This window comes from Enterococcus dispar ATCC 51266 (assembly GCF_000406945.1).
Taxonomy (GTDB): domain Bacteria; phylum Bacillota; class Bacilli; order Lactobacillales; family Enterococcaceae; genus Enterococcus_C; species Enterococcus_C dispar.
The window spans coordinates 2,481,617-2,499,003 of sequence record NZ_KE136354.1 but is presented as its reverse complement, the minus strand read 5'-3'; the positions used below and the strand labels follow the sequence as shown (position 1 = coordinate 2,499,003).

The following is a 17,387-nucleotide window of genomic DNA, read 5'->3' as shown; positions in this document are numbered from 1 at the left end:
ATCTTTTGTTGCGCATTAATGGTAGCAAAGCAGCCTAAAGGAGTCGCTTATGGAGGAAAAAATGAATTACTACAAAATCTCACGCCAAGAATGGCAGGGATTTTACAATAGTAACAATATGCCATTGACCCAAGAAGAATTAGATGGCATCAAAAGTTTAAATGACCGCTTGTCCATGCAAGATGTAGAAGATGTTTATATACCTTTGTGCCATTTGATTCACCTTTATATGAAAGAAGCAGAATCTTTAAATTTGAGTAAAGGTCTTTTTTTACATCGCTATGTCAAAACACCGCCTTTTATTATTGGTATTGCCGGCTCAGTGGCCGTGGGAAAATCCACTACTGCCCGTTTAGTTCAAACCTTGCTTTCCCGTCTATTTCCAAGACGCAACGTCCAATTAATTACCACAGATGGTTTTTTATATCCCAATGCCACACTCCAAGAAAAAGGGATTATGGATCGTAAAGGTTTTCCTGAAAGCTATGACATGGAGCGGCTAATTCAATTTTTGAATGAAGTCAAGTCAGGTAAAAAAGAGATTAAAGTGCCCGTTTACTCTCATAGTGTTTATGATATTGTACCGGATGAATTTGAACTAATAGAGCAACCGGATATTTTAATTGTCGAAGGAATTAATACCTTACAACTGCCACAAAATCAACAAATTTACGTCAGTGACTTTTTTGACTTTTCTCTTTTTGTGGATGCTGAACCAGAATTAATTGAACATTGGTATTTGGAACGCTTTGAGCAATTACTAGATACTGCATTTTTGGACCCAACTAATTATTACTATCAATTTGCCATTGGGAATCGCAAAAAAGCGTTAGCTATGGCTGAAAGCGTCTGGCAAAATGTGAATTTGAAAAATTTAGAAGAGTACATCTTGCCTACTAGAAGCAGAGCAGATATAATTCTCCATAAAACAAATCATCATTTAATTGATGAAATCTATTTGCGAAAATATTGATTTTATTTTCATGCCTGTTAAACTGCTTGTAAGAAGCTTACTTCTTTACAATAAATAATCTGAAGAATCGAGGGATTTAACTGTGACAAATGTTGACCACCTGCCCACAGTCGAAAAGATCATCGTTTTAGACTATGGTAGCCAGTACAACCAATTGATTACACGCCGCATCCGTGAATTTGGTGTCTTTTCTGAATTGATGAGCCACAAAATCACTGCAGAAGAAGTCAAGGCCATTAATCCAAAAGGAATCATTCTTTCTGGCGGACCCAATAGCGTTTATGATGAAGGCGCCTTTGGCATTGATGAAGAGATTTTGAAGTTAGGAATCCCAGTTCTGGGTATTTGTTACGGCATGCAGCTAATCACTTATAAATTAGGTGGTAAAGTTGAGCCCGCATTAAACAAAGAATATGGTAAAGCCGAATTAGAAGTAACTGCAGACGATGCGGAACTTTTTGCTGGTACACCGAAAAAACAAACCGTTTGGATGAGCCACGGTGACTTGGTAACCCAAACACCAGCTGGTTTTGAAGTGGTCGCAACAAGTAAAGATTGTCCAATTGCTTCCATCCAAAATAAAGCAGACAAAATTTATGGCATTCAATTTCACGCTGAGGTTCGTCATTCTGAACATGGCAATGAATTATTAAAACACTTTGCTATGGACGTTTGTCAATGTAAAGGCGATTGGTCAATGGATAACTTTATTGACATGCAAATTGCCGAAATCCGCAATACCGTTGGCGATAAAAAAGTTTTACTTGGCCTTTCTGGCGGAGTAGACTCTTCTGTTGTTGGTGTTTTATTGCAAAAAGCCATTGGCGACCAATTAACTTGTATCTTTGTTGATCACGGTTTGTTGCGTAAAGACGAAGGCAAACAAGTAATGGAAAGTCTTGGCGGCAAATTTGGTTTAAACATTATTAAAGTAGATGCCAAAGACCGCTTCTTAAACAAACTAAAAGGCATTTCTGACCCCGAACAAAAACGTAAAATCATCGGCAACGAATTCGTCTACGTCTTTGACGATGAAGCGACCAAACTTGCTGGTGAAGAAGGCATTTCTTTCTTAGCTCAAGGGACACTTTACACTGACGTAATCGAATCTGGTACTGAAACTGCCCAAACCATTAAGTCTCACCATAATGTTGGTGGTCTACCAGAAGATATGCAGTTCAAATTAATTGAACCATTAAACACTTTATTTAAAGATGAAGTGCGGGAATTAGGAACACAACTTGGCATGCCAGATGCTATCGTTTGGCGCCAACCATTCCCAGGCCCAGGTCTTGGCATTCGTGTCTTAGGTGAATTAACCGAAGAAAAATTAGAAATCGTCCGTGAATCAGACGCTATTTTACGTGAAGAAATCGCTGCAGCCGGTCTTGATCGAGATATCTGGCAATACTTCACCGTATTACCTGGCATCCGTTCTGTTGGGGTGATGGGTGATGGCAGAACTTATGACTACACAGTCGGCATCCGTGCAGTAACATCAATTGACGGGATGACAGCCGATTTTGCCCGTATCCCTTGGGATGTATTGCAAAAAATTTCTGTCCGTATCGTTAACGAAGTAGATCACGTTAACCGTATCGTGTACGACATTACCTCTAAGCCACCTGCAACTGTAGAATGGGAATAGTATAAAAAAGAAGCTTAGATACTGTTATTTCAGTATTTCTAAGCTTCTTTTTTTATTTTGGTACCCTTTCTGGTAACCAACAATTATTTAGTGCTATCTTTTTAAAATAGAAGATTTCTACAAGTTAATAAAAAAACAATATTGGAAAACTATCTTCTCAAATTCATCTTAAAGCGCATCTGTTTTTTTTGTCACGCTATCTTTTTGTCTGCTTTTAATAACGCATAAATAATTCCTATTTACTTTTCAAATTGTTTATAACGGATCCTTGAAAGAATACCTCTTAGTAGACTAAGCAAATCAACTCCCAAAATACTTTCGTTGATCAAGGAAAGTTTCAAAAAAATAAAAAAAGCTGACTTTTTTAAAGCCAGCTTTCCTTTATAGCTTATTTATTTTTTCGATAAAAGAGATAAATAACTCCAGCTATTAGACCTGTTCCGCCAATCATCAAATACCAGTTAGGACGATCCCCAGTTTTAGGATAATGATTATCCTTTGTTGCATTTGCTGTTTTGGTAGAATTCGTTGTAGTGCCCACTCCAACTGCTGTAGATTCTGACGTTGTAACTGTATCTGTCGTACCCGTCGTAGATTCTGTCGTGGATTCGGTCGGATTTTCCTTAACATTGACCATATTTAATAAAAGTACTTGTGTTTCATTGTCATGCGTAATGGTAAAGGTTAATGGGGTTGGATCGAGTTCATAGCCAGGTAATGTTTTTTGTTCGACAAATTGATAGTTCCCCAATGGCAAATCTTTAACAAAGATACGTCCATTTTTATCAGTTGTATACATGTCTAAAATTGTTCCATCAGATTTTTCTAAATTGAAGACGACTCCGGTCATGACCTTTCCACTATCCTGCTCTCTTTTTTCAAGTGCAACTTGTCCTGTATTCGTAACTTTCTTTTGATTGGTAACCGTAATTGTTTCTTCATCTGTTTCTTTGTTCCCAACATACAGATGATAAATTTTCCCATCAGGTTGATAGCCATCTGGGGCTTTTGTTTCCATGACGTCGTATTTGCCAAAAGGTAGATTGTCAAAATAAGCTTCCCCTTGTTCATTCGTGACAGCATGGTGACTAAATTCTCGTTCATGGTCATTACGAATAGCAAACTCTGCGCCTGATAGCGGTGAGCCATTTTCGTCAACTTTAATAATTTTTCCACTACCAAGTTGTACCGCTGTCTTCACATTGGTCCATTTTTCAATCGTAAGTTTATTTTCTTCATCATAACCGACGTTAACTTTTTTAACGAGATTGGTAGTACTGTAGCCAAGGGGTGCTTTTAATTCACGTACTTCATAAACGCCCTGAGCCAAATCATCAAAACGTACAATACCACTCTTATCAGTTTCTTTTTCAATGTAGTCTTTTTGACCCAACGCTCGTACACCAAAGATAGCGCCCTTTAAAGGAGAACCAGTTTCTTGATCGCTTTTTTCAATTTGTAAAGAACCTTTTTTGAGAACTTCTTTGTGATTGGTCCAATTACCAATATTGACATCTTGACCTTTTTCACTAACTTTAACGACTAATGGTCGTGGCGTTAATTCATAGCCTGTCAAAGTTTTTAGTTCTGCCACCGTGTAAAATGCGCCTGCTTTTAAATCACTAAATTGTACGACACCGTTACTATCGGTTTTTTTGGTGACAAAATCTCGGTATCCGAATTCTCTGACACCAAATTCTACACCTGCTAATGCATCTCCTGTCGCAGCGTCAATTTTCTTAAGTTGAATACTACCAGTTTTTTCTTCCTTAGCTGTGTTTTCAATTTCTATAACTTCTTTTTTATTTTGTCCGTCCACATAAATAATTTGTGGATGAGGATCAATTTCATAACCTTCAGGTGAAGTCAGTTCAACTAATTCATAATAACCTGGAACTAAGTCTTCAAATTCAGCATTACCGGCAGCATTTGTTTCTTCTTTTGTGAATTCATGCTCCCGTAAACCTCTTAGACCAAAAACAGCTCCGGCTAATTCTTCTTGGTTTTCAGCATCTTCTTTATGAATTTCAATTCCCACGTGGGCAACTGGTTCTTTTTGATTTTCTAACGTAAGGCTAAGCGTTGGCTTATCTTCATTAATTGTCACTTCATGAACCATCGGAGATAATTGATAACCATTCGGTGCTTTTGTTTCCAAAATTTCATATTCGCCATATGCCAAACCACTAAAGGTCAAATTACCAGTTTCATCCGTTGTTTTAACCGCAATAAAATCGGAATCCCCTTTTTTGCGAATACCAAATTCAGCTCCGGCCAAAGCAGATTTATCAGTGGCATCTTCTTTGTGCAACTGAACTTCTCCTTCTTTTTCTTGTTCAATTTCTGGCATCCAAGGATTATAAAAGTTATGAATTTCCATCCCATCGCGTTGATGCAAGTTTTTGACAAAAACATACCCATTAATACTGCCAGAATGATAAACCACGGTCGCGTTAGGAGCGACAATACTGCCGATGGTAAAACTATGATAATAGTTTTTACCATTGTCCTTTCCGTAGTTATCCGATCCGTCTTCTGCAATCCCAAGTTGGGCAGTATCTGGATAAGCGCCATCATCTTCCACATAGTTTGTAATACTTTGGGCATGGGGCAAATAAAACGTAACTTTGCTAGCTAATTGGCTATAGGTTCCCACATCTTGTTGTACTGCTCCGGCAATGCTGGTTCCATTCATTACAACTTTTGTTGCGGGAGAATTTACAATAATTTGTTTGTAACGATTTCCTTGCAGATATTCTGCTGGAATCGAAAGTGTTTTAAGTTCTAATGGATCTTGAATACTTATGGGCTTCAAAATTAGCACTTCAGCATCGCTTTTTGAGGCGATTAATTTGAAATTATCCCCTTCATACACCGTTTCGCCCAAATTGGTTGTTACCTGATCTAATTTTCCGGTTAATTGATTTTCTTGCGTTTGTAAGCTATCAAAAGCACCGTCAATAACACTGTCTCTTGTTTTATAAGCAATGGCTGAAAACCATTCGCCCAAATTCTTATAAATCCAATCGTTCATATTCATTCGGCCTACTAACCAGCCTTGTGTTTTACCATTACTGGTTCGATTTTCTACTACAGGTTTCACCCAATCATTTTGAGCCCGATTAGCAATTTTACCGCCAATTAAGACATTGACATATTGATCTTCTCGAATGGGATCGCCAATTGTAGTATTCACTTCGCGAAATGAAGCACCATACGTAAAGGTTTGTAAATCATTGGGAAAAACGCTGTCGCCTTTTACCGCTATTGCACCTTCAGTATCGGCCATATTGGCTGAATGTTGCCCAGTCAAATAGGCATTGTAGTCCCAAAGGTTGCCCAACTTGTCTTCATCTGCTGTTGGCAATTCTCGTACTACGGCACCTTTTACTGCTTTATTATCAGCATTTGCTTGTGTCGCTTTTGCTTGTAATGTTGCTTTACTTTGATTGGTTGTTTCAGTAGCAGAACTTACAGTCGTTTGGTTTTGCATTGATGAACTTTCATCATTTGTTGCATTGGAATCAATAGCAGCTGCTGATTTTGAATCCGCTGTCATTGCTGTGTTCGTTGTGCCAGTTTGATTAATTGTCACCACTGTAGTTTCCTTTTGATTGGTTCCAATTTGTGTCGCTGTAATGGCGTATTTCCCCACGTCTTCTACTTTGTATTGATACGTGGTCTTTCCAGCTTGTGTTTTTGTCTTTGTTAAACGCAACCCTTGATCTGGCGTCACCGTAACTATTACTTCGCTAGGATTGATAGTTGTAATTACTAACTCCCCTTGATCGGCAACTTTGGTCGGTTGTGGCTTAAAAGCCAACGTTAATTTTTGCTCCGCAGCTAGTGCTGAACTAGAAAAAATAACAGGTAAGATAATTGGTAAAATAAGCATCCCTGCAAAAAGAAATTTCCCCAACCTTTGCAGTTTTCTTTTCATCACTATACCCCCTTTTTTGGGAGTATATAGCGCTCAAATTAATCTTTCAAGTAATTGCTATTACAGCTGTAAAATAAGCATAATAACCGTTATATTTGCAGTTTATTGGCTATTTTCAGCAGTTGAAATTTCGTTGCTTTAGCATAATCTTTTCATATATTGAGACTATAAACGCCATTAAATAACAACATGTTTTTAATTTGTTAAAAAAATACACAACGGTAATGGATGAAATCTCGTCAATTTTTTCTTAATGTATCTTTACTTACACTACAAGTCAAACAATTTTCTCAGTTTTTTTATTAATGATAAAATATTGAAAAGGAGCGAGTGAGATGAAATTTAAATTAAGCCAACTAAATAAACAACTTCGTGTGGTAGGTGGCCTTTTGCAACCCATCACACAAGTAAAATCACCAAAAACTTTCAAAAAAGTCCAATGGCTTTATAAAAAACTTTATGCCAAAAAAAGGCCAAAAAGTTCCGATATTTTTTATCAGGAAGAATGGATAAAAGGAAACGATGACAATATGATTCGCCTTTGTATTTACGGTCCTAAAAACCTCACTGCGACAAAACCAGTCACCGGGCTACTTTGGCTCCATGGCGGCGGGTATGCGAATGGACTGCCAGAACAAGAAACAGGAACAATCGAAGAGTTTATTCATACAAGTGAGACAATCGTAATTGCGCCAGACTATCGTCTATCTATTGAAACTCCCTTTCCAGCTGCTTTAGAGGATGCTTACGCTAGTCTTTTATGGATGAAAAATAATGCAAAAACTCTTGGTATCAATGAAAACCAATTATTTATTGGTGGCGAAAGTGCAGGCGGTGGTCTAACGTGCTGTCTTTCTGCGTATGCAAAAGACAAAGGAGACGTAAAAATTGCCTATCAGATACCACTTTATCCGATGTTAGATGACCGGATGCAAACACCATCGATGAAAGATAATAACGGTCCGTTATGGAATATTACATCGAATAAGACTGCATGGAAACTCTATCTAGGAGCAGCTTTTAAAACAGATTCTGTTTCTATTTACGCTGCACCGGCGCGTCTTAATACCTATGAAGGATTACCGCCAACTTATTCTTTTGTAGGCCGTGAAGAACCTTTTTATGATGAGACAAAAAATTATATTGAACAGTTGCAAAAAGCCGGCATAAAGTCGCAGCTAGATATCTATCCCGGGGTATTTCACGCCTTTGATTTGGTAGTACCTAAAGCCAAAATTTCACAAAAAGCCCATCATAACCTGATGAAAAATTACAAAATGGCGACCCAAACGTTTTATCAAAGCCAAAATTAATTATTTTGAAACCTTACACTAACGTGATCATTGACCCTGTTTAAAATAGATACATTTTAGAAATTTTTGTAACCAAAAAAGACGAAATAGTCCGATATGTGTCCTGCCAAATTTTTCTACTTTTTAGCGGGCGTACTAGGACTAGTGCGTCTTATTTCGTTTGGTTATTAATTTTAATGGACCATCCCCGTCTTATTGAAAGGATAAAAGCGAAATTTCATCACTCCTTCAAGACTATTTTTCGGTACTAAACCTAAGATACGACTATCAGCGGAATTTTTGCGATTATCCCCTAAGACAAAATAATAGTCTTTCGGAATTTGGGTTTTATTGCGTAAGTTATCTGCCACTTTTTTATCCAACTGCAAAACTTCCGTACTGTCCGGTAAATTACTGGTATAGCGCATAGCTTCAAAATCTTCTACAATACTTTTTTGGAAAAATAAATACATATTCGTTCCTTGAATTACAAATTTATCACCTGGCATTGCGATGACCCGTTTAATATAAGTTTCTTCTGTATTCTTTTCATCCGGACGAAAGGTAACGATATCAAAGCGTTGAATATTTTGTGTTTTTTTGACTAAAATACGATCGCCATTTTGAAGTGTTGAAGTCATAGAGTTACCAACAATCTGATGCGCTTTGTAGTTGGTCAAAAAGAAAAGACAAAATACAATCGTTACAAATAATAAAAAGAAATCCCAATATCTTTGAACACGTTGTTGCCGACGGTGGCGTAAAATAAGGGCAATTTGTGCTTGAGACAATTTTTTACGTTTTCTTTTTGTATGCATTGTAGGCGACGCAATTTGTGATTTTTGCTGCTTTTTCTTTATTTCTGCCATCACCTTCAACTCCTAAACTGCAACATACTATATGTGGAAATAGGGAAAGTTATTCCACTGGCAACGCCTAAAATATTGTCTTTGGCAATCAGTCCATAATCACGACTGTCAACGCCAAAACTACGGTTATCTGCTAAAACCAAATAATGATTTTCTGGAATTCGTTGCTTTTTTGTCCCTGGAATATCCTGCAACGTAAAATTTTGCGTCAATTGATAATCTTGTTCTTTGGCTGCTAATAACTCCTCACTTAAGAAGCGTTCGGGTATTTCACGACTTCCCACGTATAAAATATCGTCGTAATAACGAATATCTTCTCCCGGTAAACCAACTACCCGTCGAATTGCTTGTTTGTTTTGCCCAGGGATGTCAAACGCGATCAAATCAAAGCGCGTAATATCTTTATGTTTGGCTAAAAGTAAATGATCACCTGCTTGCAAATTAGGCAACATGCTAAAATCTTCAACTTGCCAAAGGCGAAAGAATGCTAAGAAAGTACCGGTTACCAATAGACTAAAAATCAGGATTGTAATCAGACTGTCACGCCAAATTTGTCGGCGTCTTTTTTGCTCAATACTACGCGCCAATAAGTCAATTTGATATGGTGTTAATCTCTTTTTCATCCTTAGCCCTCCTATTCTTGCTCGAGGGCAGCTTTATCGACCTTGAAGTGCTCAAAAACTTTTTCCTGGGCTAATTGCGTTCGTTTTATATCATTTAAATAGCCCGTATTGACATCTTCTGTTTTTAGCTGGGTAATGGAAAGTCCAGCTAAATTAATTCCTAATTGTTTCATGCGGGTGTAGAGTTGTTTTAAGACCAATTTTTCTTCTTTTCCCAATCTTGGTTCGGGAACATTTGAACCATAACTAACCAAACGTGAAGACAATTCATAAATGGTCGCTTGCGCCTTTTTTTCATTGCCACTAGTGGGGAGTTCGGTTAATTGTTTTTCCAATTCTTGCAAGATAAAATAGCCTTGCACTACATTTTCTGAGTCTTTGGCGGTCAAACTGGTTGATTGGTGATACTGAATATAAAAACTCCCACCAGCAAAAACTGCTGCAAAGATCACCGCAAAAAGTGCGTGGTTTCTTTTTTTACTAATTTGATTCGTCAATTCTAGTCGATACTGTAACCAAGCCCGCCGTTGTTTTTTGTTGGGATTTATTGCAGTAACACTATTTAACTTCTGACTATCCGCAATCCAGCCAACTAGTGAAATAACTAAGAAGATTGCTGCAAAAATAGCCAGTGATAAGAGGATGACAAAAAGCCAATCAAGTAGTTCCATCACTACCTCCCCCTATTCTTTTTTCTTTTTCGCTGCTAATTTTTTGGCAATTAATTCTTTTTTGCGGCGCTCTTTGTTCATTTTGCGGACAATCAGATAAATAAGCAGCAGAACAATTAATAGCCCGCCGACAATTAGTAAAATCAAACGCCAGTTAAGTCCTGGCTCTTGTACCAATGTTAAATCGCGTGCATTGTATTTATCTGCTTCTTCATCGGTAATAGTGAATTTTTGCTCCCATTCCCAACGACCGCCTTTTTCAGTTGTTACTAAAATTTTAGCCCGATAGTTTCCTGGTACCATTTCCGAACCTTCTAAACTAACCGGAAAATCAATCATCGAGTTTGGGGCCATTCGCATTTGCGATTTTTTCGCATCATATACTACTTCATCGGCATCTGCTTTCATAATCTGAACATCTGTCGTCATGCCATCAACAAAATCTGGTTGGATATTGGAATAATTCACGTTGATCACATTGCGATGATTCTTAGATGTTGCATAAACCCGATTTAATTTCATTTCTTGTTTTATGTTATCTGTTTTCTTCTCACTTAGTAACATGCCGGTTAGATAGGCAAACTTATTGACCACCATCCCTTGTTGGCTTTGGGATTTTGCCCCTTCCGCATCTTTTTCCTGTAATAAAATACCACCAGCAATATAGCCTTCAAATTCTGATTTAGGCATTGCAATTTCAATATTTAAATCTTCTGATGAATTAGCCGCCAGTTTGACTTCTTTTGGTACTTTTACAACCGATTCAAAAGGATATTTTAATGATTTGTCATTTTCAATCGCATTATTACTATACTCAATCACACCACCACTGTTGGTTTTTCCACCATAGGCTCCCACCAAAATGGTGATTTCTTTGTCACCTGTATTGTTCAACTTTATTTTGACTGTCTGTTTTTGTTTCGGTTTCATTAACAAATCAAAATAGCCGACACCCTTATCTATTTGATTTTCCGGTCGGATGACTTCATAAGAGAAGCCACCTTCCACCTCACCGCTCTCATCAGCATAACTGATAGTTGTATTTCCGAGAAATAATCCTGTTATGTAGACTAAGATTATTCCCAACCAGGCCTTTTTATTCATGGTACACACCCCTTTAGTCATTAAATCAGACGGCTACTTGAAAATGACCACACACCGCAGCCGTCTGAATGGTAAAACTATGTTTGCTTAATTGCGTGCATCCTCAATTGTCCAAGTTACTTCACCCGTGTAAGTACCAGTAATCATATTCACTGCAGCTGGTACTTCTAATGAAACCCCATCATAAGTGGTATAATCATCTTTTTTATCAAAGATAATATCGAATACACCACGTCCTTTACCTGTTTCTGTATTTTCAACAATCGTTTCTTGTTCATCTTCAGTGACTTCCGCACTCGCAGCATTGGTAACTGCAGCGGCAGATGGTGTATTCGTATCTGCGGTACCATTACTTGCTTCTAGGGTAATATTTTTATACAGCAACGATGAAGCCGCTAATGTATTTGTATTATTTGAATGAGTAAATTGTTTGGTCAACTGTGCTTTAATAGTATGGTGGTTTTCTGCCCCATCTGCCCGAACATCCATATAGCGAACAAAGTGGGCTGTATCAAATGGGTCTGCGTCAGGATCTACTGGTGTTGCATTAAATGGTAGGGCATCATAAGAACGATCCGCATTACCCACTGGTACTTCATGAATAGCAAAATCCATATCCGTAACAGAAAGAATTTTCAAAGGATTTGGATCTGGATTTGGTTCTGGTTCTTTAATTTCTGGGCCATCTTCCCCCCCTGGTGTTGGAGTAGGATTTTCTGGTGTTTCTTGCTTGAACTCAATTTTACCTTCTCCTATAACATCTGTGGCCGCATTTGCTGCTGGGGCAACCACGCCTAACGCCAATGCTCCTAGTAATGCTGTGGTAGTTAATTTTGTAATGTTTTTCATCTTCTTTTCCTCCAATTTTTTATGGTAACTCAGATAAAATCCAAGTTAGCTCCGTTTTATAAGGTTTACCGATAACTTTTTCTGTTCGTCCTGGGACTGCCAGTTGGATAGCAGAATTTAAAAATAGTGGTTTATTAAACGTATCGTGCATAATTACTTGATCGTCACGATCAAGTCTGGGTTCTAAAGTATTTTTTACACCCTGCGAATTATTTTGTGATGCGCCAAATGAGATAAACCAAGTACCATCACCTGTACCTTTTTTGGCATTGGCGATTTCTTGTGTTTCGCCAATTTTCATTTCAATAATGTCTTTTTTTACAACGGGCGCTTTGGCTTTATCCGAACCATTTGTCCAGGAGTAATCAAAAGACAACATCGCACCGTCTAACTCTATATTCTCTGCTGTGGCAAATTGTTTTTCTTGTCTGACACTAACGTTCCACCCTGCCTTTGTTCCTCTGCGATCGGTTACTTGAATAAACTGAGCTCGTGGCATTGTGTCATCTGCAAACATCATGGCATTTGCTGCGTATTTTTGATCATTTGCATCACTTTTTTGCGTTGAGAATTTCAAACTTGGAACGTAATCCAACCGCAATAAATCTGAACTAGGGGGGATTAAATCTTCTGGTTCAATTGGATTTACTGGATTTTCTGGATCAGCTACTTGTTGATGATCATTAAATTCAATTTTCCCAGTTCCAACAGTATCGCTTTGTGCCAATACCATCTGCGGCATCATCAAGAAGAGGAAAGAAGATAGTAAAAAGAATTTTTTCATCCCTTCTCCTCCTTTTTGCGTTTCTTCCAAAAAAGTAACAAGAAGAATAGTAAGATGAGGCCAACACCTGTGTACATCAAACTTTTCTTTATCATTTCCCCTGTAGCAGGGTAACTTTTACCATAAAGTTTTGACGTGCCACTAGGTTTTGCAACTGGTGTAATACTTTGTGACTGTTGCGTGGATTCAACACTTCCTTGTTCTCCTTCTTCAAATACAATCACGCCTTCTGTCGTTACACTTTGCGATTTCTGACCTTGTTCTTCGGCGTAAAATTCACCAAAAGATGTAAACAACGCAAGAAAAATAACGGCGGTTGTTACAATTCGTTTAAGACTAAAAATTCTGCGCTTCATTTTTTCTCACGCCCTTTCTATCTTGCATCCCCTAATGTCCAAAGAATTTCCGCTTGATAATCGCCAAGTTTTTTGACATTGGCAGCTGTCGTTTCAAATTTCAAACCTGGTCCATTTTCATCCCAGGTATCACTAATGTTGTACTCTGATTGATCTTCAGCATGTTGCGCTGAGTAAACTGCTTCGGCTTCATCGTGTAGTACCACTGCTGAATTTTCTTCAGTAGTTTTTTGATAACTTAAAACATCCGTCAAAATAAAGTTTGGATCATCGACATCTCCTGCTTGCAAGGTGAAGTCCTTTGTCAAGGTTGCCGTTAATGTCCAATTAGCTTTTATTCCACGATTATCCCAAATCACTAATGGCTCTTGATATTGTGGTTTTTCCACGCGAATGTCAGAAAACCAAACTTGATGCGTTTCAAAATCCAATGTTTCAGGATAAGATGAGATAAATAAAGTACCGTCAAATTCATATTTCACAATTTTACCGGTGGAAGTAACTTCTACTTGCTCCTCATTTCCCGGTCTAGTTAGAAGTAAGTAATGTAAATCCTCAGCATCTTGTAATCCTTTTAAAACGGCTTGCTCTGCCGTTAAATCAACTTTATCGCCTGGAATCTTGTCGCTAATTACGACTGGTGTCACAATATCTTGATCTTTACTATCGACAAATCGAATCGTTAAACTATTATCAAAAATCGTGATTTCTACCGTAATAGTCGCTTTGTTGCCGGCTTCATCTACTAGTTCAATCAGTAAATCTTTTGGACCTGGGGTTTGTACCATTTCATCAAAATCTTGATTTTCAGCAAATTTCACGCTTATCTTGTCTACTTCACTTACATTATCGGTCAAGTTTTCTAAAAATATTTTTGGATCTGCATTTTGAATGGCATTAACATTCCCAATATTAATCTCTGTCGGTTTCGGCTCGGCTGTTGGCGCTGTTTTATCATTAAAAGTTACTTGAATAGTTTTAGAAACTTTATCCGTTCCATTGTCGACAATTAATGTAATCGTCATTGGTTGTTCTTCATGAGCGCTATCGACGATGACTTCTTCAACATTAATACTGACTTTATCTGTATCGGTAACAGAAGTAACAACACCTTCGATCATTTCCACAGCTTCTACTTGCCCATTTATTAAAATAAATTCTTTTAATTGATTTTCTGTAACTGCGTTTTCCCATTCACTTCGATCTAAGCGAAAATCTTCTCCGGTAATTGCAACGTTGCCGCTTACCTCACCTTCTACTACAGTAATTGGGATTTCGATTGGTTCACTATCATTTTTGGCTTTATCCGTTAAAATCACATGAATAACTTTACTACCGACAGAACTTACTAAGGTTTCAATTTCATTTGCATTTTCTACCAAGCGAATTTGAAGTTCCTCAGCTTCGGTTACATTATCTTGATACGTACTTAAAAACTTAAATAAATCGACATCTGATCCAATGAGGTAGTCTGCTTTATTTAGCGGTACCAAGGTATGTTTCCCGGTACCAGTCGGAGGTTCTACATCTTTTACTGTCACCACTATTTCCTTTGTGATACTTTCTTGTAACCCATTTTCGACATCTGTCGGTACAATTAATTTAACGGTATATTCTCCAGATGCTGTGGATAAACCACCTAAATCCGCTACTTCAATCTTTTCTGTCACATCAACTTCAGCACCATCTTTTAAATAAAATGCACTTGCGCTACTTTCGGCCAAAATAAAATCTTTAATTTCTGCTTCAGTTTTATCTTTTATGTCTGTTGCGTCAATTTCAATATCTTTAGCATCAATGCCGGTTCCTTCGTCGTAAACAATCAATTTGGCTTCAACTGTAGCTGTATTGCCAGCTTCATCTGTTACATTAATTTCAATAACATGGCCTTCTTTAGTCGGCTGATGAACTAACTCAGAAATATCTGTCTTGTAAGAAATAGCAAATGTTTGATTTTCCATTGGATTTGTATCCTGAATATTTTCTAAAAAGACATCAGCACTAGGAGGCATTACTCCTTTTTCAACAATGTAAGACCGTCCATCTGCAGTTGGTGCAGTTGTATCTTTTACTGTCGTAATCGCATAGTTTTCTTTCCCATTTAGCCAACCTACAGCCATTATTTTCTGACCGGCAACTAAATTTTCACGCTCATCTTCAGGAACTGTAAATTGATAGCTACCAGTAAAAGAATCCGCAATCGTATGAAAAACCCGCTCATCCCCTTCTAAAGGAGATGCAACTGCTGGGGTTCCAACTGGTCGATCTAATGGTAGCGGATCATCTTCTGTATAATCATCACGATCAACATAGTAAAAGGTAATAGCTGTTCCATTACCATACTCTGGATCGGGATTTACCGCCCCACTGAATTCTTTATGAGCATCTTCGTTTGGATTATCCGTAATATCGTTTATGCCAATATTGACATCCTCAATAAATTCAAACAAAACCCGTGAAAAACCGGTATGACTAGCTGACGGAACACTGCTGCCAGAGCGTCCACTCGTATAATAGTTTTCCAAGAAGTCGTCAGTGATAGTGCTCGTTACACTTTGTCCGACTAAACCTGTTTGATTTCGACCATTATACGTAACATCTACTCCATAAATTGGAGCCCAAGATTTATATAATACAGTCGGATCTGATTTCAACCATGTTGAAACTTTTTGGACATCTGCAATAAAATGACCTGGATTTGACATATTAATCAAATGAGCATTCGTATTAGCTCGAGCATCTAAATCAATAGAATAGGCATCAGCGAAGCGAAAAGCCCCCCTGGCTCCAATATCAATCAAATTTCGCGAACCTGTTCCATCTTCTAACTTAATATTGAAAACTGATTTTCGCCCAATTTCAAAAGTACTATCGCTACCAGCGGTGATGACATCTCTACTATCGGTTCCCTGATTTTTCAGATTGATGTGTAATTCTCCTTCATCCCAAACATTGAACTTAGAGCTATTCCCGATAGAAACTGCATTTCGAGTACCTCCCATAGGTCCGTTGATATTGATATTCACCTTAGCTTTATTGGAGATATCAATATTGGTTCCATTTGCAAGTTCTATTCCACCTTTAGTCGTATCCTTTGCTGTATTCAAAGTTAATTCCGCTTCGTCTTCTACAATGACATCGCCTTTATTAAGCGCTAAAACATAGTAGCCAACACCATAGTTTTCTCCGGTACTTCCAAGAGTAGTAATATTTACTTTAGCTTTACTTTTCAATAGCGCATAAGCGTCTTCTCCTGAAGTAGAGCCTATGTTTCCAAGATAACTTGCTAAAATAAAACCATTACCATTTTCAACGTCCACCTCGGTTTCACTATTTTCTTCAAAGACGGTGCGAAAAGCTTCTAAACCAGATTGGTTTCCTTGTGTACTAATAATTCTCTCAGGGGTAAAGGGGTCTTCGTAACTATTAACAGACTTAATAGTATTTTTGCCAATAAAACGCATGGTAGCTTGATATGAAGCAGTTAGCTGGCCACCTTCATAATAGACATTTTCAATTGCTAATTCTGATTCAATTGAAGTTGCATCACCTATTCGAAAAGGACCATAATAATTCGTTCCATACATCGCTAAATCTTTGACATAAACTTTTCTGACATCACTACGATTAGAACGCCAACTGTATGACGTCCCATGAAAATGAATCGTATTTTCTAGCCCATCTACGACAAAATCTACTCGATTAACCGGAATAGTAACGTTAGCGGCATAAGCCGCCGTTCCTGTACGAGGATTCGAAAAACTTGCGGTTACTTTAATATAATCCGCATCATTTTTTTCTGCTTCATCTCCTGAAAAGCCATTCGTGACCGCCTTGTCAAAATCTGACCAGTTATCTACTTCAATAATTTTCGTCGCAGCTGCTTCTGTACCCCAAACCGCTGTTTCATCTGCTGCTGCTTTTATCAATCGTGCTTTTGATACTTTTTCATCTGATTCATCTGACTCATCAGTATCCTCAGCTTCTTCAGCTGTTTCAGATGACGAGACTTGTGTTGAGTAATCACGGTTGTCTGAGTCGTCAATTTTTTCTAAAATAGCTGAACTAGCAGTAGCTTTTATATCTGTACCATCAGTTGTTATTACGGTCTGATCTTCACCTGCAAAAATCGGCTGTAAATAGCCAATAACATTTCCAACTAGCAATAAACCCGCAATTGTTACTAAAACAATCAACCCTTTTTTCTCTTTCTTCATTCAATTCTCAACTCCTTTCTATTGTGTTTTTTTGCCCATTGGAGAAAAGCAATGAGCTTAT

General features: G+C 37.8%; 12 protein-coding genes. 3 read left to right on the top strand and 9 right to left on the bottom strand.

Going from position 1 to position 17,387, the window contains the following annotated elements; translation table 11 throughout:
* The first annotated feature begins 49 nt into the window (after positions 1-49).
* Both coaA and guaA read left to right on the top strand, forming a co-directional pair.
* Positions 50-973, top strand: a complete 924-nt coding sequence (gene coaA / locus RK01_RS11695) for a type I pantothenate kinase (RefSeq protein ID WP_034864692.1) — start codon at positions 50-52, stop codon at positions 971-973.
* Positions 974-1,055: 82 nt separating this feature from the next.
* The gene (gene guaA / locus RK01_RS11690) at positions 1,056-2,621 is read left to right on the top strand and encodes a glutamine-hydrolyzing GMP synthase (RefSeq protein ID WP_016173484.1); all 1,566 of its coding nucleotides are present in this window, start codon (positions 1,056-1,058) and stop codon (positions 2,619-2,621) included.
* 388 nt (positions 2,622-3,009) lie between these two features.
* Here the strand turns inward: guaA and RK01_RS11685 are convergent, their stop codons facing one another.
* Entirely contained in the window at positions 3,010-6,561 is a 3,552-nt protein-coding gene (locus tag RK01_RS11685; RefSeq protein ID WP_016173483.1) for a SpaA isopeptide-forming pilin-related protein, read from the bottom strand.
* A 335-nt stretch (positions 6,562-6,896) separates the two neighbouring features.
* Between RK01_RS11685 and RK01_RS11680 the strand changes: the two genes are divergently transcribed.
* Positions 6,897-7,874 carry an alpha/beta hydrolase gene (locus RK01_RS11680; RefSeq protein WP_016173482.1) on the top strand — a complete coding sequence of 326 codons (978 nt, stop codon included), beginning with the start codon at positions 6,897-6,899 and terminating at the stop codon, positions 7,872-7,874.
* Positions 7,875-8,047: 173 nt separating this feature from the next.
* Here RK01_RS11680 and lepB (RK01_RS11675) read toward each other — a convergent pair whose 3' ends face one another.
* The 8 genes from lepB (RK01_RS11675) to RK01_RS11640 form a co-directional block, all read right to left on the bottom strand.
* Positions 8,048-8,722 carry a signal peptidase I gene (lepB, locus tag RK01_RS11675; protein ID WP_016173481.1) on the bottom strand — a complete coding sequence of 225 codons (675 nt, stop codon included), beginning with the start codon at positions 8,720-8,722 and terminating at the stop codon, positions 8,048-8,050.
* Between the two features lie 5 nt (positions 8,723-8,727).
* Entirely contained in the window at positions 8,728-9,345 is a 618-nt protein-coding gene (gene lepB, locus RK01_RS11670; protein ID WP_016173480.1) for a signal peptidase I, read from the bottom strand.
* An 11-nt stretch (positions 9,346-9,356) separates the two neighbouring features.
* Entirely contained in the window at positions 9,357-10,016 is a 660-nt protein-coding gene (locus RK01_RS11665) for a hypothetical protein (protein ID WP_016173479.1), read from the bottom strand.
* A gap of 12 nt (positions 10,017-10,028) precedes the next feature.
* The gene (locus tag RK01_RS11660) at positions 10,029-11,120 is read right to left on the bottom strand and encodes a WxLIP family cell surface protein (RefSeq protein WP_016173478.1); all 1,092 of its coding nucleotides are present in this window, start codon (positions 11,118-11,120) and stop codon (positions 10,029-10,031) included.
* A gap of 87 nt (positions 11,121-11,207) precedes the next feature.
* A complete protein-coding gene (locus RK01_RS11655; protein ID WP_016173477.1) occupies positions 11,208-11,969 on the bottom strand; it encodes a WxL domain-containing protein in 762 nt (253 codons plus the stop codon).
* A gap of 19 nt (positions 11,970-11,988) precedes the next feature.
* The gene (locus RK01_RS11650) at positions 11,989-12,753 is read right to left on the bottom strand and encodes a WxL domain-containing protein (RefSeq protein WP_016173476.1); all 765 of its coding nucleotides are present in this window, start codon (positions 12,751-12,753) and stop codon (positions 11,989-11,991) included.
* On the bottom strand, positions 12,750-13,109 hold the full coding sequence (locus RK01_RS11645; RefSeq protein ID WP_016173475.1) for an LPXTG cell wall anchor domain-containing protein: 360 nt from the start codon (positions 13,107-13,109) through the stop codon (positions 12,750-12,752). The genes RK01_RS11650 and RK01_RS11645 overlap by 4 nt, the downstream gene beginning before the upstream one ends.
* A 17-nt stretch (positions 13,110-13,126) precedes the next feature.
* On the bottom strand, positions 13,127-17,326 hold the full coding sequence (locus RK01_RS11640; RefSeq protein WP_016173474.1) for a pectate lyase-like adhesive domain-containing protein: 4,200 nt from the start codon (positions 17,324-17,326) through the stop codon (positions 13,127-13,129).
* Positions 17,327-17,387 lie beyond the last annotated feature (61 nt).